This window comes from Burkholderia sp. AU16482, assembly GCF_002223285.1.
GTDB lineage: Bacteria > Pseudomonadota > Gammaproteobacteria > Burkholderiales > Burkholderiaceae > Burkholderia > Burkholderia semiarida.
Genome location: NZ_NKEY01000004.1, coordinates 46,226 through 64,511 on the forward strand (window position 1 = coordinate 46,226; position 18,286 = coordinate 64,511).

Consider the following 18,286-nt stretch of genomic DNA (forward strand, 5'->3'; position numbering starts at 1 on the left):
TCGGGCCCGAGCGCGCGTCGCGCCGTTACAGATCTTCCGATCCGAGCAGCATCTCGGTGATGCCCTTGCCGGCCTGTACCATCGGCCAGACGTTTTCGGTCGGATCGGTCTGGAAGTCGAGAAACACGGTGCGGTCCTTCAGGCGCAGCGCTTCCTTCAGCGCCGGCTCCACATCCGAAGTCTTTTCGATCCGCATGCCGACGTGGCCGTACGCTTCGGCGAGCTTCACGAAATCGGGCAGCGCATCCATGTACGAATGCGAATAGCGCTTGCTGTATTCGATCTGCTGCCACTGGCGGACCATGCCGAGGTAGCGGTTGTTCAGCGAAATGATCTTCACGGGCGTGTCGTACTGCAGGCAGGTCGACAGTTCCTGGATGCACATCTGGATCGAGCCTTCGCCCGTGATGCACAGCACGTCGTCGTCCGGATGGGCCATCTTCACGCCCATCGCCGCCGGCAGGCCGAAGCCCATCGTGCCGAGGCCGCCGGAGTTGATCCAGCGACGCGGCTTGTTGAAACGGTAGAACTGCGCGGCCCACATCTGGTGCTGGCCGACGTCCGAGCACACGAACGCATTGCCGTCCGTCAGCTCCCACGCCTTCTCGACCACGTACTGCGGCTTGATGATCTCGCTTTCGCGGTCGTACTTCAGGCAGTCCTTCGCGCGCCAGCCCTCGATGTCCTTCCACCATTGCGCGAGCGCCTCGGTGTCGGGGCCATGCTCGGCCGTCTGCAGTTGCTCGATCAGTTCCTTCAGCACTTCCTTCACGTCGCCGACGATCGGGATGTCGACCTTCACGCGCTTCGAGATCGACGACGGGTCGATGTCGATGTGAATGATCTTGCGCGGGCGCGACGCGAAGTGCGCCGGGTCGCCGATCACGCGGTCGTCGAAGCGGGCGCCGATCGCGATCAGCACGTCGCAGTGCTGCATCGCCATGTTCGCTTCGTAGGTGCCGTGCATGCCGAGCATGCCGAGGAATTTCCTGTCCGACGCGCGATAGCCGCCGAGGCCCATCAGCGTGTTCGTGACCGGGTAGCCGAGCAGGTCCGCGAACTGGTTCAGCTCACGCGACGCGTCGGCGAGGATGATGCCGCCACCCGTGTAGATGTACGGACGCTTGGCCGACAGCAGCAGCGACACGGCCTTGCGGATCTGGCCCGAATGGCCCTTCGTGACGGGGTTGTACGAACGCAGCGACACGCTCTTGATCGGCTCGTACTGGCACGGCGTCTTCGAGATGTCCTTCGGGATGTCGATCAGCACGGGGCCCGGACGGCCGGTGCGGGCGATATAGAACGCCTTCTTGACGGTTTCCGCGAGGTCGCGCACGTCCTTCACGAGGAAGTTGTGCTTCACGCACGGACGCGTGATGCCGACGGTGTCGCATTCCTGGAAGGCATCCTGGCCGATCGCGGCCGTCGGCACCTGGCCGCTGATCACGACCATCGGGATCGAATCCATGTAGGCCGTCGCGATGCCGGTCACCGCGTTGGTGACACCGGGGCCCGACGTCACGAGACAGACGCCGACATTGCCGGTGGAGCGCGCATACGCATCGGCTGCGTGCACGGCCGCCTGTTCATGGCGCACCAGCACGTGCTGAATCTTGTCCTGCTTGTACAGCTCGTCGTAGATATAGAGAACCGAGCCGCCGGGGTAGCCCCAGATGAATTCGACGTTTTCGTCGGCCAGTGCCTTCATGAGCACGGTGCCGCCGATGGAGTCGCTATCGGGAGGGGAAAGGGGTTCCGACGTGGAGAATTCCGCGCTGGGCATGTTCATTTCGACCTTTCGAATTTTCGGCAAAAAATTGATCGGGTGCTCTCTGCCGGGCTTGTGGCTCGGGTTCAAGCGGCGCGTCCAGTTTGAAGGGCGGGCTTCTTGGGCCAGCCTCAAATGAGACCATCACTTCATGTTGCGAATCGCTGACGATAGCGGGTCGTGATTGGCTCGTCAAGAAAAATATCCCGCAGCGCATCATGCGCGCCGCCCGGCGCCCGGCCGGCGCGGTTCGCGCGCAACGTGCGGCGCCCGATCCGGTGCCAAGCCGCATGAAAATTTGATAGCATCCGCGGGTTTTACGAAATTTTTCGACCTTTTTCACCACGCAGCGGGCCGCAGCGCATACCTTCACGGAATGGCATCAGACAAGGAACTCGCCGACTTTCTGGCGGGCGTCGAAAGGCGCGCGTTCAAGCAGGCCGCGTACGCCGTGCGTGACGACGATGCATCGCTCGACATCGTGCAGGACGCGATGATCAAGCTCGCGGAAAAGTACGGCGACCGGCCGTCGGCCGAGCTGCCGCTGCTCTTTCAGCGAATCCTGCAGAACGCGATCCACGACTGGTTCCGGCGGCAGAAGGTCCGCAACACGTGGGTCACGCTGTTCTCGTCGCTGAACAGCACCGACGACGAAGACTTCGACCCGCTCGAAACGCTCGAATCCGCGGACGACAACGCGGGCGTCGAGAGCAGCGAGCACCGCCTCGAACGAGAGCAGGTTCTGGCCCTGATCGACGAAGAAATCCAGAAGCTTCCGGCGCGTCAACGGGAAGCGTTCCTGATGCGTTATTGGGAAGATATGGATGTCGCCGAGACTGCCGCCGCAATGGGGTGCTCCGAGGGCAGCGTCAAGACGCACTGCTCGCGGGCCACTCACACGCTGGCGCAAGCGCTCAAGGCCAAAGGAATCACGCTATGAGCTCCGCAAACCGAGAACACGAATTCGCGCTGAAGGTGCGCCGCGCGCTGGACGAGCGCGCGGCCGCGCTGCCTGCCGCGACCACCGATCGGCTGGCCGTCGCCCGTCGGGCGGCGCTCGCGCGCAAGAAGCCCGAAGCCGCGAGCGCGCCGGTGTTCGTGCCGGCCTTCGCCGGCGCGGCCGGCGCCTACGGCTCGACGCCCGCGAACCGCCCGCCGGCCGGCCGCCCGTCCGCGTCGTTCGCCCGTCGCCTGCTGCGCGCATGGCCGCTCGCGCTGCTGCTGGCGGGGCTCGTCGGCATCGCGTACTGGGAAGACATGCAGCGCACCGCCGAGCTCGCCGACATCGACGCGGCGATGCTCAGCGACGACCTGCCGCTCAACGCGTATCTCGACCACGGATTCAACGCGTATCTGTCGCGCGCTCACTGACAGACAATAACGAGGGGATCGCACGGGTGAGTCAGAAGCGCGGCCTGGCCGTATTTTTCGGATGCGTGATCGCGATCGCCGTTTCCTACGTCGCCACGTATCCCCGATTCCACCCGGCCCCGGCGACGGCGCCCGTCGCGACCACCAGCCCCGCCGCGCCGGCGTCGGCCGCGACCGGGCTGACCACCGACCTCCCCCCGCTGCCCCTGCCGCTGCCGGCCGCCGCCGGCCCGCTGTCGTGGGCGCGCCTCACGCCGGCCCAGCACGCGGCCCTCGCCCCGTTCGCCGACCAGTGGGACGGCTTCAGCGACGCCCGCAAACGAAAATGGCTGAAGATCGCATCCCGTTTCGCGAAGTTGTCGCCGGATGACCAGAAGCGCCTGCAGGAACGGATGACCGAATGGGCGAAGATGACGCCCGAGCAACGCCGCGTCGCGCGCGAGAACTACCAGAGCGCGAAGGAGTTGTCGGCGCAGGCGCGCGAGCGCGCGTGGAAGGCCTACCAGCAGCTCCCCGAGGAGCAGAAGCAACGGCTGGCCGCCGCCGAGCGCCGCCGCCGGCCGAGTGTCGTCAGCGCGCCGCCGACCGTCGCCGACCGCGACGTCCGCCGCCTCGTCAATGCGCACGAACATCCGGCCAGCGGCGCGGCCGTCGCCCCGGCGCCCGCCTCGGCCAGCGCAGCCGCGCTGCCGGCGCCTGCATCGTCGACGGCAGGCGCCGCGTCCGCACCGCCTGCCGTGGCGCCGGTGTCGCCGGCCGATGCCCCGTCGCTGTTCAAGGGCTCCTGAGCGGCCGTGGCGAAGGTCCGCGCGCCCGAGCCCCCGGCCGCCGCGCCGTCCGTACGGCGGCGCCTCGCCGCGCTGCTCTACGAAGGCGTGCTGCTGTTCGGCGTCGTATTCTTCGCCGGGCTCGCGTTCAGCCTCGCGACGCAGCAACGCAACGGCCTCGTCCATCACAACCTGCTTGCCGCGTGGATCGCGCTCGTCGTCGGCGCGTATTTCGTGTGGTTCTGGACGCACGGCGGCCAGACGCTGCCGATGAAAACCTGGCGGCTGCGGCTCGAATCGTCGAGCGGCCGGCCGCTGAGCGCCGGCCACGCGCTCGTCCGCTACGTGCTCGGCTGGCTGTGGTTCCTGCCGCCGCTCGCACTGCACCCGCTCCTCGGCCTGTCGGTACCCGTCACGCTCGCGCTCACCGCCGCATGGATCGTCGTGTGGGCCGGCGCCGCGCGGCTGCACGCTGGCCGCCAGTTCCCGCACGACCGCATCGCCCGCACGCGCGTCGTCGCCCTGCCGCGCTGACGCGCCGCATTCAGCAGACGAAAGCCGTTCGTCCGGCGCCGCTTCATCCAGCCGGGCTGGCCTGACCGGACAAGCCTCAGCCGTTCAGTGCGGCAGATTACGCAACGTCCGTTCATTCACGGCTAAACACCCTTCGACGGTCGTAATAAGAACGTCTCGTGACTGTCACGGCACAGTCACGCCCGCATGGCGGAATGCCGGTAATGTCAACCGGCGCGAGTCATGCATGGGCCAGAAAACGTCCGCGACCTCACTGTTTCGCCACCCCATCGGCGCCCGCGCCGCCACTGCGTTCCTGTCCGGCACGGGGGCAACCGACGGCGTGGCGTCCCAAAAACCGCCCGTCGCGCACACCACGCAACACGAGGATCCCGAGCCGTCCGCCCACCGCTACCGCACCATCTGGCTGTCCGACATCCACCTCGGCTCGAGCGGCTGCCAGGCGCCCTACCTGCTGGATTTCCTGCGTCACAACGATTCGGAATACCTGTACCTCGTCGGCGACATCATCGACGGCTGGCAGTTGAAGAAAGGCTGGTACTGGCCGCAGGCGCACAACGACGTCGTGCAGAAGATCCTGCGCAAGGCGCGCAAGGGCACGCAGGTCGTCTACATCCCCGGCAACCACGACGAAGGCGCGCGGCAGTTCTGCGATCTCGCGTTCGGCGACATCCAGGTGCGCGGCGAGGCGTTCCACACGACGCTCGCGGGCAAACGTTTGTGGATCGTGCACGGCGACCTGTTCGACGGCGTGATCCAGCACGCGAAATGGCTGGCCTACCTCGGCGACACGCTCTACACGCTGATCCTCGTGCTGAACCGCTGGTTCAACCGGATCCGCAGCCGGCTCGGTTTCCAGTACTGGTCGCTGTCGCAGTACCTGAAGCACCAGGTCAAGAACGCGGTCAACTTCATCTCGCAGTTCGAGACCGTGATGACCGACGAGGCGCGCCGCCGCGGCTGCGACGGCGTCGTGTGCGGCCATATCCACAAGGCGGAGATCCGCGACATCGACGGCGTGCTGTACTGCAACGACGGCGACTGGGTCGAAAGCCTGTCCGCGCTCGTCGAAACGATGGAAGGCGAACTGAAGATCGTCTACTGGACGGTGATGCGCACCGCGCCGTCGGAAGCCACGTCGCGCAAGGCCAAGGCCGCTGCCTGACACAACCCAACTTACAGGACATGCCGCGATGAAGATCATGATCGTCACCGACGCGTGGGAACCGCAGGTCAACGGCGTCGTGCGCACGCTGAAGAGCACGTCGCGCGAACTCACGGCGCTCGGCCACCGCGTCGAACTGCTCACGCCGCTGGAATTCCGCACGGTGCCCTGCCCGACCTACCCCGAGATCCGCCTGTCGATCCTGCCGTACCGCAAGCTGCGCGCACGGATCGATGCGTTCGCGCCCGACGCGCTGCACATCGCGACCGAAGGCCCGCTCGGCCTCGCCGCACGGCGCTATGCGCGCGCCCGCAAGCTGCCGTATACGACCGCGTACCACACGCGCTTTCCGGAATACGTGCAGGCGCGCTTCGGCATTCCGCTCGCCGCGACCTACCGCTTCCTGCACTGGTTCCACGGCCCGTCGCTCGCGGTGATGGCGCCGACGCCGGTCGTCAAGCAGGACCTCGAGAAATTCGGCTTCACGAACGTGGTGCTGTGGACCCGCGGCGTCGATCTCGACATCTTCCGGCCGATGGAGTCGAAGGTGCTCAATACCGCGCGGCCGATCTTCCTGTACGTGGGCCGCGTCGCGATCGAGAAGAACGTCGAGGCGTTCCTCCGCCTCGACCTGCCCGGCTCGAAGTGGGTCGCGGGCGAAGGCCCCGCGCTCGCGGAGCTCAAGTCGCGCTACCCGGAAGCGAACTATCTCGGCGTGCTGTCACAGACGGAGCTCGCGAAGGTGTATGCTGCGGCCGACGTGTTCGTGTTTCCGAGTCGCACCGACACGTTCGGCCTCGTGCTGCTCGAAGCCCTCGCCTGCGGCACGCCGGTGGCCGCGTATCCCGTCACGGGCCCGATCGACGTGCTCGGCGAAGGCCATGCCGGCGCGATGCACGAGGACCTGCAGGAAGCCTGCCTCGAGGCGCTGAAGATCGAACGCACGACTGCGCGCGCGTGGGCCGAACGCTTCTCGTGGCGCGCGGCATCCGAGCAGTTCGCGTCGCATCTGAAGCCGCTGCCGAAGACCGCGTACTCGCCAGCCGAAGGTGCCGCCGTTTGAAACGAGACCTGAACGACAAGATTCCGCCCCCCGCCGCGACGCCGCCACGGCACCGCCCGTTCGACGAGGAAGAGCCGCACGCCGACGCCGACGCGCACACGCACGAGCCGCTCGGCCCCGACGATCGGCTCGCGCCGCTGCCGCCGAACCCGTACAAGCGCCACCGCGGCATCACGCGCGCGTGGTTCGCGCTCAAGCATTCGCTGAACGGCTTTCGCGTCGCGATCCGCGAGGAGAGCGCGTTTCGCCAGGAGCTCACGCTCGCCGCGCTGATGCTGCCGATCGGCGCGTTCGCGCCGGTGCCGGCCGCGTCGCGCGCGCTGCTGATCGGCTCGGTACTGCTGGTGCTGATCGTCGAGCTGCTGAACTCGAGCGTCGAAGCCGCGATCGACCGCATCTCGCTCGAGCGTCACGAACTCTCGAAGCGCGCGAAGGACCTCGGCAGCGCGGCCGTGACGGTCGCGCTGTTCGCATGCGTGACGACCTGGGGCTTCGTGCTCGGCCCGGTCGTCGCACGCTGGCTCGGCTTCTAGGGTCTGTTTACATACGGAACGCACATGCGAATGCGCGAAATCGCTCGCAGGGCAAGGAGGAAGGAGCGCCGTTTGGCCGAGCCAAACAAGTGACGCGCGACGCCGCCATGCGGGCGATTTCGCGCATTCCCCTGGAATGATTTTTTAATTTGGGGTTGCCACGAGAACGGCCGCTCGCCGCGTTGTGCTCCTTGCGAATACGTCCAGTATTCGCGGCGTCGCACGCCTCGCGAGCGGCCGTTCTCGTGGCAACGCATGTGCGTTCCGTATGTAAACAGACCCTAGCAACCGGCGGGCCTCTTTCCCGCCGCCCGCGTGCGGCGCTGCACCATGCGCCGCGCGGCGGCCGCGCTCACGAAATGCCCCGATGGGGCGAAACCCCGGTTTATAATCGTCGGCCAGACATAGAACAGCAACCCGCGCCGGACGAATCACGCAGCATCGATTGCAGCGCCCGCCAGTCCGGCATACACAGGGCCGGACGACATGGAAGCGAAACCTCCCCGCCGCACCCGCGAACGGATTCTCGAGTTGTCGTTGAAACTCTTCAACGAGATCGGCGAACCGAACGTCACCACCACGACGATCGCCGAGGAAATGGAAATCAGTCCAGGCAACCTGTACTACCATTTCCGCAACAAGGACGACATCATCAACAGCATCTTCGCGCAGTTCGAGCAGCAGATCGAACGGCGGCTGCGCTTCCCCGAAGATCACCGTCCGACGATCGACGAAACCTGGTCGTACCTGCAGTACATGGCCGATTTCATGTGGACCTACCGGTTCCTGTATCGCGACCTCAACGACCTGCTCGCCCGCAACCGCACGCTCGAGACGCACTTCAAGCAGATCATCAGCCACAAGGTGCGCTTCGCGCACGACATGTGCGAACTGCTCGTCTCCGATGCCGAAATGGTCGCGACGCCCGCCGAGATCGAAGTCATCGCCACCAACATGGCGGTGATCTCGACGTACTGGCTGTCGTACCAGTACGTGATGCATCCGCGCAAGTACAACGACCAGGACGCGATCCGCGAAGAGCTGCACCAGGTGAGCATGCACGTGATCTCGATCATGGCGCCGTACCTGCGCGGCCGTTCGCGCCAGCTGTTCGACGATCTCGTCTCCGGCAAGCTGCCCAAGCGCCAGTTCACCGACTACCTGCCCCCGCGCGACGGTTCGCCGCGCCCGGCCGGCAGCCCCGTCGCCACCGGCCCGGCCCCCGCCAAGGACGCGAAGCAATGAAGGCAGTCTGCGTTTACTGCGGCTCGTCGTCCGGCGTGCGGCCCGTCTACGCCGATGCCGCGCGCGCGTTCGGCCGCGCGCTCGTCGGCGCAGGTCTCACGCTCGTATACGGCGGCGGGCGCGTCGGCCTGATGGGTGTGATCGCCGACGAAGTGATGGCGGCCGGCGGCCGTGCGGTCGGCGTGATCCCCGAGCTGCTCGTCGACAAGGAAGTCGGCCATACGGGGCTGTCGGAGCTGCACGTCGTGCCCGACATGCATCATCGCAAGAAAATGATGGCCGACCTCTCCGACGCGTTCGTCGCGATGCCCGGCGGCGCCGGCACGCTCGAGGAGCTCTTCGAGGTCTACACGTGGGCGCAGCTCGGCTATCACCGCAAGCCCGTCGCGCTCTACAACATCGATTCGTTCTACGATCCGCTGATCGCGCTGCTGCGCCATACGGTCGACGAAGGCTTCATGCGGCCGGCCTATTTCGACGCACTGTGCGTCGAATCGGAGCCCGTCGCGCTGATCGAGCGGCTGCGCCGCTACCAGCCGCCCGCCCGCGACAAGTGGGCGCCTGACACAGCGAAGTAACCTTCACCGGAAACCGCACGCGATGACCGCACCGTCCGACCGCAAGGCCGTCCTCATCACCGGCGCGAGCCGCGGCATCGGCCGCGCGACCGCCGTGCTCGCCGCCGAGCGCGGCTGGGACGTCGGCATCAACTACGCGCGCGACGCGGCGGCCGCCGAACTGACCGCGCAGGCCGTGCGCGACGCGGGCGGCCGCGCGTGCATCGTCGCGGGCGATGTCGCGAACGAGGCGGACGTCGTCGCGATGTTCGATACCGTCGCGGAGGCGTTCGGGCGGCTCGACGCGCTCGTCAACAATGCGGGCATCGTCGCGCCGTCGATGCCGCTCGCCGACATGCCGGTCGACCGGCTGCGGCGGATGTTCGATACCAACGTGCTCGGCGCGTACCTGTGCGCCCGCGAAGCCGCGCGCCGGCTGTCCACCGACCGCGGCGGGCGCGGCGGCGCGATCGTCAACGTGTCGTCGATCGCGTCGCGGCTCGGCTCGCCGAACGAGTACGTCGACTACGCGGGCTCGAAAGGCGCGGTCGATTCGCTGACGATCGGCCTGGCCAAGGAACTGGGCCCGCACGGCGTACGCGTCAACGCGGTGCGCCCCGGCCTGATCGAGACCGACATTCACGCCAGCGGCGGCCAGCCGGGCCGTGCGGCCCGCCTCGGCGCGCAGACGCCGCTCGGCCGCGCCGGCGAAGCGCAGGAGATCGCCGAGGCGATCGTCTGGCTGCTCGGCGATGCGGCGTCCTACACGACGGGCGCGCTGCTCGACGTCGGCGGCGGCCGCTGAGCTGACGCGCGGCGCAACAATACGGCGGTCACAAACGCCCCTTCGTCACGGCGCCACAAATCTCCACAATTCCGTGACAGTTTCAGTAAACATTCGTAACAATTCCGTGCTCTACTAGCGGACATCCAGACAGGTGTCCCGAACACGCTGTCCGTTACCCGAATGTAGCCGCTAATCGGTCCAGCCCATGTCGCCGGACCGGCTCGACTCGACCCGAGATCTTTTCCATGCCTGGAACCGCAGCGCCCGGCCGGCGACGCACGCCCGTGCCCGCCTCGGCCGCGCACACCCGCTCGACCGCCGATACCGACGCCATCGCGACGCTGGACGCCGCCGGCACGCCCGTCGCCGCCTCGACCGCCGCGATCAGCCCCCCACGCGAGCGTTCGCTGCCGCTCGGCTGGCGCGCGTGGCTGTTCGTCGCCGCCCTGGTGTGCGCGTACACGCTGCCCGGCGTGCTCGGGCACGATCCGTGGAAACAGGATGAAACCTACACGTTCGGCATCATCCAGCACATGCTCGAGACCGGCGACTTCGTCGTGCCGACCAATGCCGGCCTGCCGTTCATGGAAAAGCCGCCGCTCTACGCATGGGTCGCGACCAGCCTCGCGTGGCTGCTGCAGCGCGTGATGCCGCTGCACGACGCGGCACGCCTGGCGAGCGCCCTGTTCGCCGCGCTCGCGTTCGGCTTCATCGCGCGCGCGGCGCGCGTGGCCAGCCGGTCGGACACGTGGTTCGACCTGCGCGTGCTCGGCCCGGTCGTGCTGAGCGCGAGCACGCTCGTCGTCATCAAGCACGTGCACGACATGATGACGGACGTCGCGCTGTTTGCCGGCACGGCGATGGGATTCTGCGGGCTGCTCGAACTCGTGATGCAGCACGTCGCGCGCGCGCAGCAGATGCGGCACGGGCTGCCGCCGCATCCGGCCGGCCGCTGGGCCGCGCCGCTCTTCGGCGCGGGCGTCGGCATCGCGCTGATGGCGAAAGGGCTGTTCGTCCCGCTCGTGTTCGCGGCCACGCTCGTCTGCACGCTGGCGCTCTACCCGGCCTGTCGCACCCGCGCGTTCGCGCGCGCGCTCGGCGTCGCCGCGCTCGTGTTCGCGCCGTTCGCGCTGATCTGGCCGACCGCGCTGTTCCTGCGCTCGGAAACGCTGTTCATGACGTGGTTCTGGGACAACAACGTCGGGCGCTTCTTCGGTTTCTCCGTCCCCGAACTCGGCGCGGAAAACGACAAGCCGTTGTTCATCCTGCGCGCGTTCCTGCTGGTCGGCTTCCCGGTCGCACCGCTCGCGATCGTCGCGCTCGCGCGCGGCGCATGGCGCGACTGGCGTGCGCCGCGCATCGCGCTGCCCGTGCTGTTCGCCGGCATCGGGCTCGTCGTGCTGCAAGTGTCCGCGACGTCGCGCCAGCTTTACATCCTGCCGTTCTTCGCGCCGCTCGCGCTGGTCGCCGCGCAGGCGATCGACCGCCTGCCGCGCCGCGTGCATTTCGCGTGGGACTACCTGAGCCGCATCCTGTTCGGCACGGTCGTCGCGCTGGCATGGGCGATCTGGGCGGTGATGGCCGATCCGGCCGCGTCGCGCGCCGATCTCGCGCTGCTCGGCCGCTGGCTGCCGCTCGACTGGACGATGCCGATCCAGCCCGCGCTCGTGACCGGCGCGCTCGCGCTGACGGTCGGCTGGCTGACGCTGCTGCCGAAGCTGCGCACGACGGGCCTGTGGCGCGGCGCGCTGTCGTGGGGCGCCGGCGCGCTCGTCGCGTGGGGGCTCGTCTATACGCTGCTGCTGCCGTGGCTCGACGTCGCGAAGAGCTACCGCTCGGTGTTCGACGACCTGAACGCGCATCTCGCGCTCGAATGGAACGACGGCGACTGCATGGCGAGCCTGCACGGGCTCGGCGAATCGGAAGCGCCGATGCTGTACTACTTCTCCGGCATCCAGCACACGCCGATCGACGACGCGAAGACGACGCGCTGCACGTGGATGATCGTGCAGGGCGTGCGGGCCGTCGATCCGGCGCCCGGCAATGAATGGAAGCTGTTCTGGGCCGGCGCCCGCCCGGGCGACAACGAGGAGCTGCTGCGCGTCTACGTGCGCACGCCCGAACAGCATCCGCAGTGACACAGGGCGGCGCGATGCGCCGTCCTGCCCGCCTTCACTTTCCTCTTCGGCGCGCGCCGCGCTCAGCCGTCCGGCCGGTGCGCAGCCTTTTGCGACACCGGCGCCGGCACGAACCCGCATGCGTCCCAGGGTTCGCCGCGCCCTCTCCTCATCCCGCCAACCTCCGAATCATCAAAACGACGAGCCGGGCTCCCGCAGAAACGCCGTTTCCTCGTCGGTCGACGCGCGACCGAGAATCGCGTTCCGGTGCGGAAAGCGGCCGAAGCGCTCGACGACGGCCGCATGCAGCAACGCGAAGCGGTGATAGCTCTCGCACCCGGCCTCGTCGCGGATGCCCGCGCACAGGCGCACGGCCTCGCGCTGGCTCTCGAGCGACTCGTCGTGCTCGAACGGCAGATATGCGAACGCACGGTGATGCCCGCTCGGCAACCGCGCGTCCCAGCCGGCCGCGACGACGCGGCGGGCGAGCGCGAGCGCCTTCGGATCGGCGGCAAACGCGCGCGGCGTGCCGCGATGGATGTTGCGCGAGAACTGGTCGAGCACGACGATCAACGCCAGCGCGCCCGACGGCGAATCGGCCCAGTGATCGCAGGCGCCGTCGCACGCGGCGTCGAGCAGCGCGCCGTAACGCGTGCGCAGCACGTCGTCGAACGCCGCGCCGCCGTTGAACCAGATCTTGCGGTTCTGCCCGAATTCGGCCGAGCCCGGCTCGCCGAACCAGAAATCGAGAATCTCCCGTGCCTGCGGATCGAGCGCTGCCGCGCCCGCTTTCCCGGTATCGATCGTCATGCAAACTCCAGTACGAGGCGCCGTGTGCGCGCGCTCTTCTTTTCCAGTTTCGCGACCCGCAGGCCGCCGATTTCGGACGTGTTGCGCACGTGCGTGCCGCCGCACGGCTGCAAGTCGACGTTTTCGATGCGCAGCAGCCGCACGCGGCCGAGGCCCATCGGCGGCTTCACGCTCATCGTGCGCACGAGTTCGGGCCGTTGGGCCATCTCGTCGTCGGTGATCCATTCGGTCGTGACCGGATGCGCACCGGCGACGAAGCCCGCGAGGCGCCGCTCGACGTCGTCGCGGTCGATCGACTCGGACGTCGCGAAATCGAGCCGCACGTAGTCGGCCGTCACGCTGCAGCCGTCGACCGCGTACGGCAGCACCGCGCACATCAGATGCGCGGCCGTATGCAGGCGCATGTGCCGGTAGCGGCGCAGCCAGTCGATCTGCGCGACCACGCGCGTGCCGGGAGCGAGCGTCGCGACGCTCGCCGCCTGGCCCGGTGCCGGCACATGGACGGCGTCGTCGGGCGTCGCGCCGTCGAACTTCGCCTTGCGCGTGTCGGCGATCGCGATCGTGCTGCCGTCGGGCAGCGTGAGCGTACCGGCGTCGCCGGCCTGGCCGCCGCCGAGCGGATAGAACACCGTGCGGTCGAGCCGGATGCCGTCGTCGCCGACGGCCTGGACGATCGCCTCGCATTGCGTGAGGTACGCGTCTTCGCGAAACAGCGCTTGTGTCGTCATCGGGCGAGCCTCGAATCGATGGGGGAAACGGCCAGTGTCGCGCCGGGCCGCACGGGCGCCCAGACGCAGATCGTCCCGCGCGCGGGCAGCGGCGTACCGGTCGATCAACCGGGCCGGTTGCGCATCCAGTCCGCCGTGTCGTAGAACGAGTGCATGAGCCGCTCGCGCAGCGGCTCCGCCAGCCCGACGTCCTCCATCGCCCACGCCATGCAGCGCAGCCACTGGTCGCGCTCGACCGATGCGATCGGGAACGGCAGGTGCCGCGCGCGCAGCCGCGGATGGCCGAACCGGCCGATGTAGTGGTCGGGGCCGCCGAGCCAGCCGCACAGGAACCAGAACAGCTTGTCGCGCGACCCATCGAGCGACGGCGGGTGCAGCGCGCGAATCTGCGCGAACTCGGGCTCGAGGTCCATCAGGTCGTAGAAGCGGTCCACCATTTCGCGCACGCGGGCTTCGCCGCCCACGAGCTCGAACGCCGTCGGTTGCGACGGCGCGTCGTCATTCACATCGGTCATACGGATAGTCGGAAAACGGAATCTTCGGGGCCGCGGGCGACGCTCAGGCGTCGCGCAGCGACTGCAGCGCGGGGCGCCGCAACACATTATGCAGGCTCAGCCAGCCGGCCGCAGCCGCGCAGACGACACCGGCCGCGACGCCGGCCGGCACGAGCCATGGATCGACGGCGAGCTGGAAGTCGAATACGCGCGACGCGAGCACCCAGCCGACCGCGATCGCGCCCGCCGACGCGAGTGCGCCGGCCAACGTGCCGACCACGACGAATTCGGCGCGCTGCACCGCATTGACCTGCGCGCGCGACGCGCCGAGCGCGCGCAGCAGCGCGGCCTCGCGCACGCGCTCGTCGCGCGAGCCGGCAAGCGCCGTGTACAGCACCAGCACGCCCGCCGCGAGCGTGAACGCGAACAGGAACTGCACCGCGCCGACCACCTGCAGCATCATGCGCTGCAACTGCGCGAGGATCGGCGCGACGTCGATCGCGGTCAGGTTCGGGTAACGCGCGATCAACGGATCGAGCAGCGCGGCATTCGATGCGGGCAGATGGAAGCTCGTCAGGTAGACAGCCGGGAAATCCTTCAGCACCGGCGGCGGCATCAGCACGAAGAAGTTGACGCGGAACGAGCCCCAGTCGAGCTTGCGCACGCTCGTGATCGGTGCGTCGACCGTCAGCCCCGTCACGTCGAAGCGCAGCGTGTCGCCCGGTTTCACGTTCAGCGTCTTCGCGAGGCCGGCTTCGATCGAGATCTGCGGCGTGGCCGCGGTGCCGAACCAGTCGCCTTCGACGATCCGGTTGTCGGACGGCAATTCGGTCGTGTACGACAGGTTGAATTCGCGATCGACGAGCCGGCGCGCCTCTTCGGACGGGTACGCGTCCGGATTCACCGGCTTGCCGTTGATCGCGACGAGGCGGCCGCGCACCATCGGCGCGGGCACCGCGTCGCGCACGCCGTGCGCGGCCAGATAGGCGGCGACATCGGCGCGCTGGTCGGGCTGGATGTCGATCAGGAACTGATTCGGCGCATCGGGCGGCGTCGACTGCCGCCAGCCCGCCACGAGGTCGTTGCGCGTGATCGCGATCAGCAGCAGGCACATCAGGCCGAGCGCAAGCGCGGTGATCTGCAGCGCGCTGGCCGTGCCGCGCCGGTGCAGCGACGCCAGCGCGTAACGCCAGCCGACGCCCGCGGCCACGCGCGCGTTACGCACCGCGCGCGCGGCGGCGAACAGCACGAGCCGGGCGATCAGCGCGAACCCGACCAGCGCGCCGGCAAAGCCGCCCGCGACGATCAGGCCGAGCTTCAGGTTGCCGGCGGCCACGATCAGCAGCGCCGCGAACAGCACGACGCCGACCGCATACGCGGCCCATGCGGTGCGCGACGCGTCGCCCCACTCGCGCCGCAGCACGCGCACCGGCGGCACGCGCGTGAGCGGCACGAGCGGCGGCAGCGCGAAACCGAGCAACAGCACGAGCGCCGCGCCCATGCCGATCAGCGCCGGCCACAAGGTCGGCGGCGGCAGCACGACGTCGATCAGGCTGCCGAGCGCGGCCAGCAACGCCCAGTGCCCGCCATAGCCGAGCACCGCGCCCGCGGCGCCCGACACGATGCCGACGCCCGCGAATTCGAGCGCGAACAGCGCGCCGAGCGTGCGGCGGCTCACGCCGAGGCAGCGCATCGTCGCGCATCCGTCGAGATGGCGCCGCATGTAGCGCTGCGCGGCCATCGCGATCGCGACCGCCGCGAGCAGCGCGGTCAGCAACGCGACGAGCGTCAGGAAATGACGTGCGCGATCCAGCGTCTGCCGCACCTGCGGCTGCCCTTCCCGCAACGATTCGAGCCCGACGCCGCGCAGCTTCCCGCCGTCGACGCGCGCATGCGCATACGACTCGAAGCGCGCGACGGCCGGTGCGTCGCCGGCGACCAGCAGCCGGTACGTGACGCGGCTGCCGTAGCCCGTGAGCCCGGTCGCGGCGAGTTCGTCCGCGCGCATCATCAGCCGCGGCGAAAAATTGACGAACGAAAAGCCGCGATCGAGCTCGCGGGTGATCGCCGCGGCGACCGTGAACGTGCGCAGCCCGACGCGCACCGTATCGCCCGCCTTCAGGTGCAGCGCGTCGAGCAGCGCCGGATCGGCCCAAACGGTGCCGGGCGCGGGAATCGCGGCCGCCTTGTGCGCGACGGCCGCGCCGGCCGGCAGGATCTCGACCGCGCCGCGCAGCGGATAGCCGGGCGACACGGCCTTCACGGCCGCAAGGCGCGACGGCGCCGCATCGGCGGCCTGCCCGCCCGCGGCGGACGCGATCATGCTCGGGAAGATGGCGGTCGTCGCGGTACGCAGACCGAGCGCGCGGGCCTGCCGGTCGAACGACGGATCGACGGGACGATCGGCGCGCACGACGAAATCGGCGCCGAGCATCTGGCGCGCGTCGCGCTCGAGCCCCTGGCGCAGGCGGTCGGCGAGAAAGCCGACGCTCGTCAGCGCCGCGACCGCGAGCACCAGTGCGAGGACCAGCAGCGTCAGTTCGCCCGCGCGCCAGTCGCGCGCGGTCATCCGGGCAGCCTGGTGGATCAGGTCGCGCAGGCCGAAGCGGCCGCCATGCACGCGCCCGTCATGGCCGGAGGGCCCGGCCGGCGGCTGCGCCGCGTGTTGCGGCCCCTTCAATCGCGTTTCCCTCCGATCGAATTGAGCCGCGACACCATGTGGTTCGCCATTCCGCGGAAGCCGCCGGACACGCCGCGCCACAGGCGCGGCAGCGCCCACGCCGACGCCGCGATGAACGCGGCAAGCAGCACGAGGAACGCGAGTGGAACGAAGAAGGCGAGCGCGAGCCCGCCGACCACGAGACCGTCCTCGGTCGACGACGCGAACCAGTTCGAAATCGGTTCGGGAGACAGGTTGATCAGCGCACGCGTGCCGGCCTTCGCCACGTGCGCGGCGCCGGCGAGCGAGCCGCCGGCCAGCCCCGCGACCGCCAGCATGGTCGGATCGGCATGGCCGAGCGCGCCGGCCGCGAGCACGGCGCCGGCCGGAATGCGAATGAAGGTATGCACGGCATCCCACAGCGAGTCGAACGCGGGGATCTTGTCGGCAAGGAATTCGGTCACGGCGAGCACGGCAGCGGCGCCGATGACCCACGGCGACATCAGCACGGCCAGCGTGTCGGGCAGATGGAGCCAGCCGAACCGCGCCAGCACGCCGGCGATCAGCACCGTCAGGTACAGGCGCAGGCCGCTCGCCCACGCGAGCCCCGCGCCGAGGGAAATGGCTTCGATCATGGCCCTCTCCTTGCACTTTCCGTGCGTTTTGCCGATTGACCGCATCGGGTCGGACAGACTGGCCGCGCGGCGCGTGGCGACCGGCACCGCGTGCCGCGACAGGCACGACGGTATTCAGGCCCGAATACGTTCCATTATAGACAGGCTGGCCGGGCAACCGGCGCAATTGCGCGAGGCGGCGCGGCGCCCGGGCGCACGCGCGCCCGGGATACCGTCGTCAGGCGGCCGACGACAGCTTCAGGCCGACCAGCCCCGCGACGATCAGCGCCGCGCTCGCGACGCGCGCGGCGGTCAGCGCCTCGCCCATCATCACGATGCCGAACACGAACGCGCCGACCGCGCCGATGCCCGTCCACACCGCGTACGCGGTGCCGAGCGGCAACTGGCGCATCGCGACCGCGAGCAGCCCGAAGCTGGCCAGCGCCGTCACGATCGTGAACACCGACGGACCGAGCTTCGTGAAGCCGTCCGACGATTTCAAGCCGGCCGCCCAGGCCACTTCCAGCAAACCGGCGATCAACAACCATACCCACGCCATCTCGACGTACTCCGTATCGGATGGGGCCGTCCCCGTTAAAGCGAATGACCCGGGGTCGTCCCCGGGCGGCGCCGAGTATAACAAGCGGCTTACAGGCCTGCCGGCGGCCGGTGCGGGGGCGCAGCGGGCCGCGCGGTCAGTTCGCCACGCGCTTGGGCGCGCCCCCGCCGACGCAGCGGTCGTCGCGGTACAGCGCCCACTCCTCGCACACGCGGCCGTCCTTGAACACGCACATGCCGACCTGCCCGCTCGACAGGTTACGGATCACATGGCGACCGCCGAGCTTCTCGCAGTTGACCGACGCGGGATTGGCCAGCGCCGCCCGCGCGGGCGGCTGCTGCCCGGGCGGCAGCGGCTGGGCGAACGCGCCGGGCGCAGCCAGCGCCAGCGCACAGATGACGACCAGACGGACGGACATTGCACGCTCCTCGTTTTCGTTCGGGGAACGGTCAGGATAGCGGGGATTGCGCGGCCGGTGTGCAAGGCCGGCCGCGGTCGCGAAACTGTCGCGCCGG

The 18,286-nt window shown here is 68.9% G+C and carries 19 protein-coding genes; 11 read left to right on the forward strand and 8 right to left on the reverse strand.

The window, feature by feature from the left end:
- Window positions 1-25: 25 nt before the first annotated feature.
- Window positions 26-1,789: an acetolactate synthase 3 catalytic subunit gene (locus CFB35_RS11790; protein WP_059583623.1), complete on the reverse strand. Its 1,764-nt coding sequence runs from the start codon at window positions 1,787-1,789 to the stop codon at window positions 26-28.
- A gap of 355 nt (window positions 1,790-2,144) precedes the next feature.
- Between CFB35_RS11790 and CFB35_RS11795 the strand changes: the two genes are divergently transcribed.
- The 11 genes from CFB35_RS11795 to CFB35_RS11845 all read left to right on the forward strand — a co-directional run bounded on the left by CFB35_RS11795 (window position 2,145) and on the right by CFB35_RS11845 (window position 11,928).
- On the forward strand, window positions 2,145-2,708 hold the full coding sequence (locus CFB35_RS11795; protein WP_059646583.1) for an RNA polymerase sigma factor: 564 nt from the start codon (window positions 2,145-2,147) through the stop codon (window positions 2,706-2,708).
- Window positions 2,705-3,139, forward strand: coding sequence for a DUF3619 family protein (locus tag CFB35_RS11800; RefSeq protein ID WP_059583627.1), 435 nt, complete (start codon window positions 2,705-2,707; stop codon window positions 3,137-3,139). Before CFB35_RS11795 ends, CFB35_RS11800 begins: the two co-directional genes overlap by 4 nt.
- 26 nt (window positions 3,140-3,165) lie before the next feature.
- The gene (locus CFB35_RS11805) at window positions 3,166-3,927 is read left to right on the forward strand and encodes a DUF3106 domain-containing protein (protein WP_059646580.1); all 762 of its coding nucleotides are present in this window, start codon (window positions 3,166-3,168) and stop codon (window positions 3,925-3,927) included.
- Between the two features lie 6 nt (window positions 3,928-3,933).
- The gene (locus tag CFB35_RS11810; RefSeq protein WP_059583631.1) at window positions 3,934-4,440 is read left to right on the forward strand and encodes an RDD family protein; all 507 of its coding nucleotides are present in this window, start codon (window positions 3,934-3,936) and stop codon (window positions 4,438-4,440) included.
- A 226-nt stretch (window positions 4,441-4,666) separates the two neighbouring features.
- Entirely contained in the window at window positions 4,667-5,605 is a 939-nt protein-coding gene (locus tag CFB35_RS11815; RefSeq protein WP_060312086.1) for a UDP-2,3-diacylglucosamine diphosphatase, read from the forward strand.
- Between the two features lie 28 nt (window positions 5,606-5,633).
- On the forward strand, window positions 5,634-6,668 hold the full coding sequence (locus tag CFB35_RS11820; RefSeq protein WP_059583634.1) for a glycosyltransferase family 1 protein: 1,035 nt from the start codon (window positions 5,634-5,636) through the stop codon (window positions 6,666-6,668).
- Window positions 6,665-7,201 carry a diacylglycerol kinase gene (locus tag CFB35_RS11825; protein ID WP_059583636.1) on the forward strand — a complete coding sequence of 179 codons (537 nt, stop codon included), beginning with the start codon at window positions 6,665-6,667 and terminating at the stop codon, window positions 7,199-7,201. Before CFB35_RS11820 ends, CFB35_RS11825 begins: the two co-directional genes overlap by 4 nt.
- A gap of 486 nt (window positions 7,202-7,687) precedes the next feature.
- Window positions 7,688-8,446 (forward strand): TetR/AcrR family transcriptional regulator, encoded by a 759-nt coding sequence (locus tag CFB35_RS11830; protein WP_059583638.1) that lies wholly within the window; start codon window positions 7,688-7,690, stop codon window positions 8,444-8,446.
- Window positions 8,443-9,024: a TIGR00730 family Rossman fold protein gene (locus CFB35_RS11835; RefSeq protein ID WP_059583640.1), complete on the forward strand. Its 582-nt coding sequence runs from the start codon at window positions 8,443-8,445 to the stop codon at window positions 9,022-9,024. The genes CFB35_RS11830 and CFB35_RS11835 overlap by 4 nt, the downstream gene beginning before the upstream one ends.
- A 22-nt stretch (window positions 9,025-9,046) precedes the next feature.
- Window positions 9,047-9,808 carry an SDR family oxidoreductase gene (locus CFB35_RS11840; RefSeq protein WP_059583641.1) on the forward strand — a complete coding sequence of 254 codons (762 nt, stop codon included), beginning with the start codon at window positions 9,047-9,049 and terminating at the stop codon, window positions 9,806-9,808.
- A 227-nt stretch (window positions 9,809-10,035) separates the two neighbouring features.
- Window positions 10,036-11,928 (forward strand): glycosyltransferase family 39 protein, encoded by a 1,893-nt coding sequence (locus CFB35_RS11845; protein ID WP_059583643.1) that lies wholly within the window; start codon window positions 10,036-10,038, stop codon window positions 11,926-11,928.
- A gap of 171 nt (window positions 11,929-12,099) precedes the next feature.
- Here CFB35_RS11845 and CFB35_RS11850 read toward each other — a convergent pair whose 3' ends face one another.
- The 7 genes from CFB35_RS11850 to CFB35_RS11880 all read right to left on the reverse strand — a co-directional run bounded on the left by CFB35_RS11850 (window position 12,100) and on the right by CFB35_RS11880 (window position 18,189).
- Window positions 12,100-12,717 carry a DUF924 family protein gene (locus CFB35_RS11850; protein ID WP_059583645.1) on the reverse strand — a complete coding sequence of 206 codons (618 nt, stop codon included), beginning with the start codon at window positions 12,715-12,717 and terminating at the stop codon, window positions 12,100-12,102.
- On the reverse strand, window positions 12,714-13,445 hold the full coding sequence (locus CFB35_RS11855) for an alanyl-tRNA editing protein (RefSeq protein ID WP_059583647.1): 732 nt from the start codon (window positions 13,443-13,445) through the stop codon (window positions 12,714-12,716). The genes CFB35_RS11850 and CFB35_RS11855 overlap by 4 nt, the downstream gene beginning before the upstream one ends.
- A 104-nt stretch (window positions 13,446-13,549) precedes the next feature.
- Window positions 13,550-13,960: a group II truncated hemoglobin gene (locus tag CFB35_RS11860; protein ID WP_059583648.1), complete on the reverse strand. Its 411-nt coding sequence runs from the start codon at window positions 13,958-13,960 to the stop codon at window positions 13,550-13,552.
- 43 nt (window positions 13,961-14,003) lie between these two features.
- Window positions 14,004-16,619, reverse strand: coding sequence for an ABC transporter permease (locus CFB35_RS11865; protein WP_179231735.1), 2,616 nt, complete (start codon window positions 16,617-16,619; stop codon window positions 14,004-14,006).
- Window positions 16,616-17,233 carry a DUF4126 domain-containing protein gene (locus tag CFB35_RS11870; protein ID WP_059583651.1) on the reverse strand — a complete coding sequence of 206 codons (618 nt, stop codon included), beginning with the start codon at window positions 17,231-17,233 and terminating at the stop codon, window positions 16,616-16,618. Before CFB35_RS11870 ends, CFB35_RS11865 begins: the two co-directional genes overlap by 4 nt.
- Before the next feature lie 217 nt (window positions 17,234-17,450).
- Complete coding sequence (gene sugE, locus CFB35_RS11875; protein ID WP_034190777.1) at window positions 17,451-17,771, reverse strand: quaternary ammonium compound efflux SMR transporter SugE; 321 nt, start codon at window positions 17,769-17,771, stop codon at window positions 17,451-17,453.
- A 136-nt stretch (window positions 17,772-17,907) separates the two neighbouring features.
- Window positions 17,908-18,189 carry a DUF333 domain-containing protein gene (locus tag CFB35_RS11880; RefSeq protein ID WP_059583653.1) on the reverse strand — a complete coding sequence of 94 codons (282 nt, stop codon included), beginning with the start codon at window positions 18,187-18,189 and terminating at the stop codon, window positions 17,908-17,910.
- Window positions 18,190-18,286 lie beyond the last annotated feature (97 nt).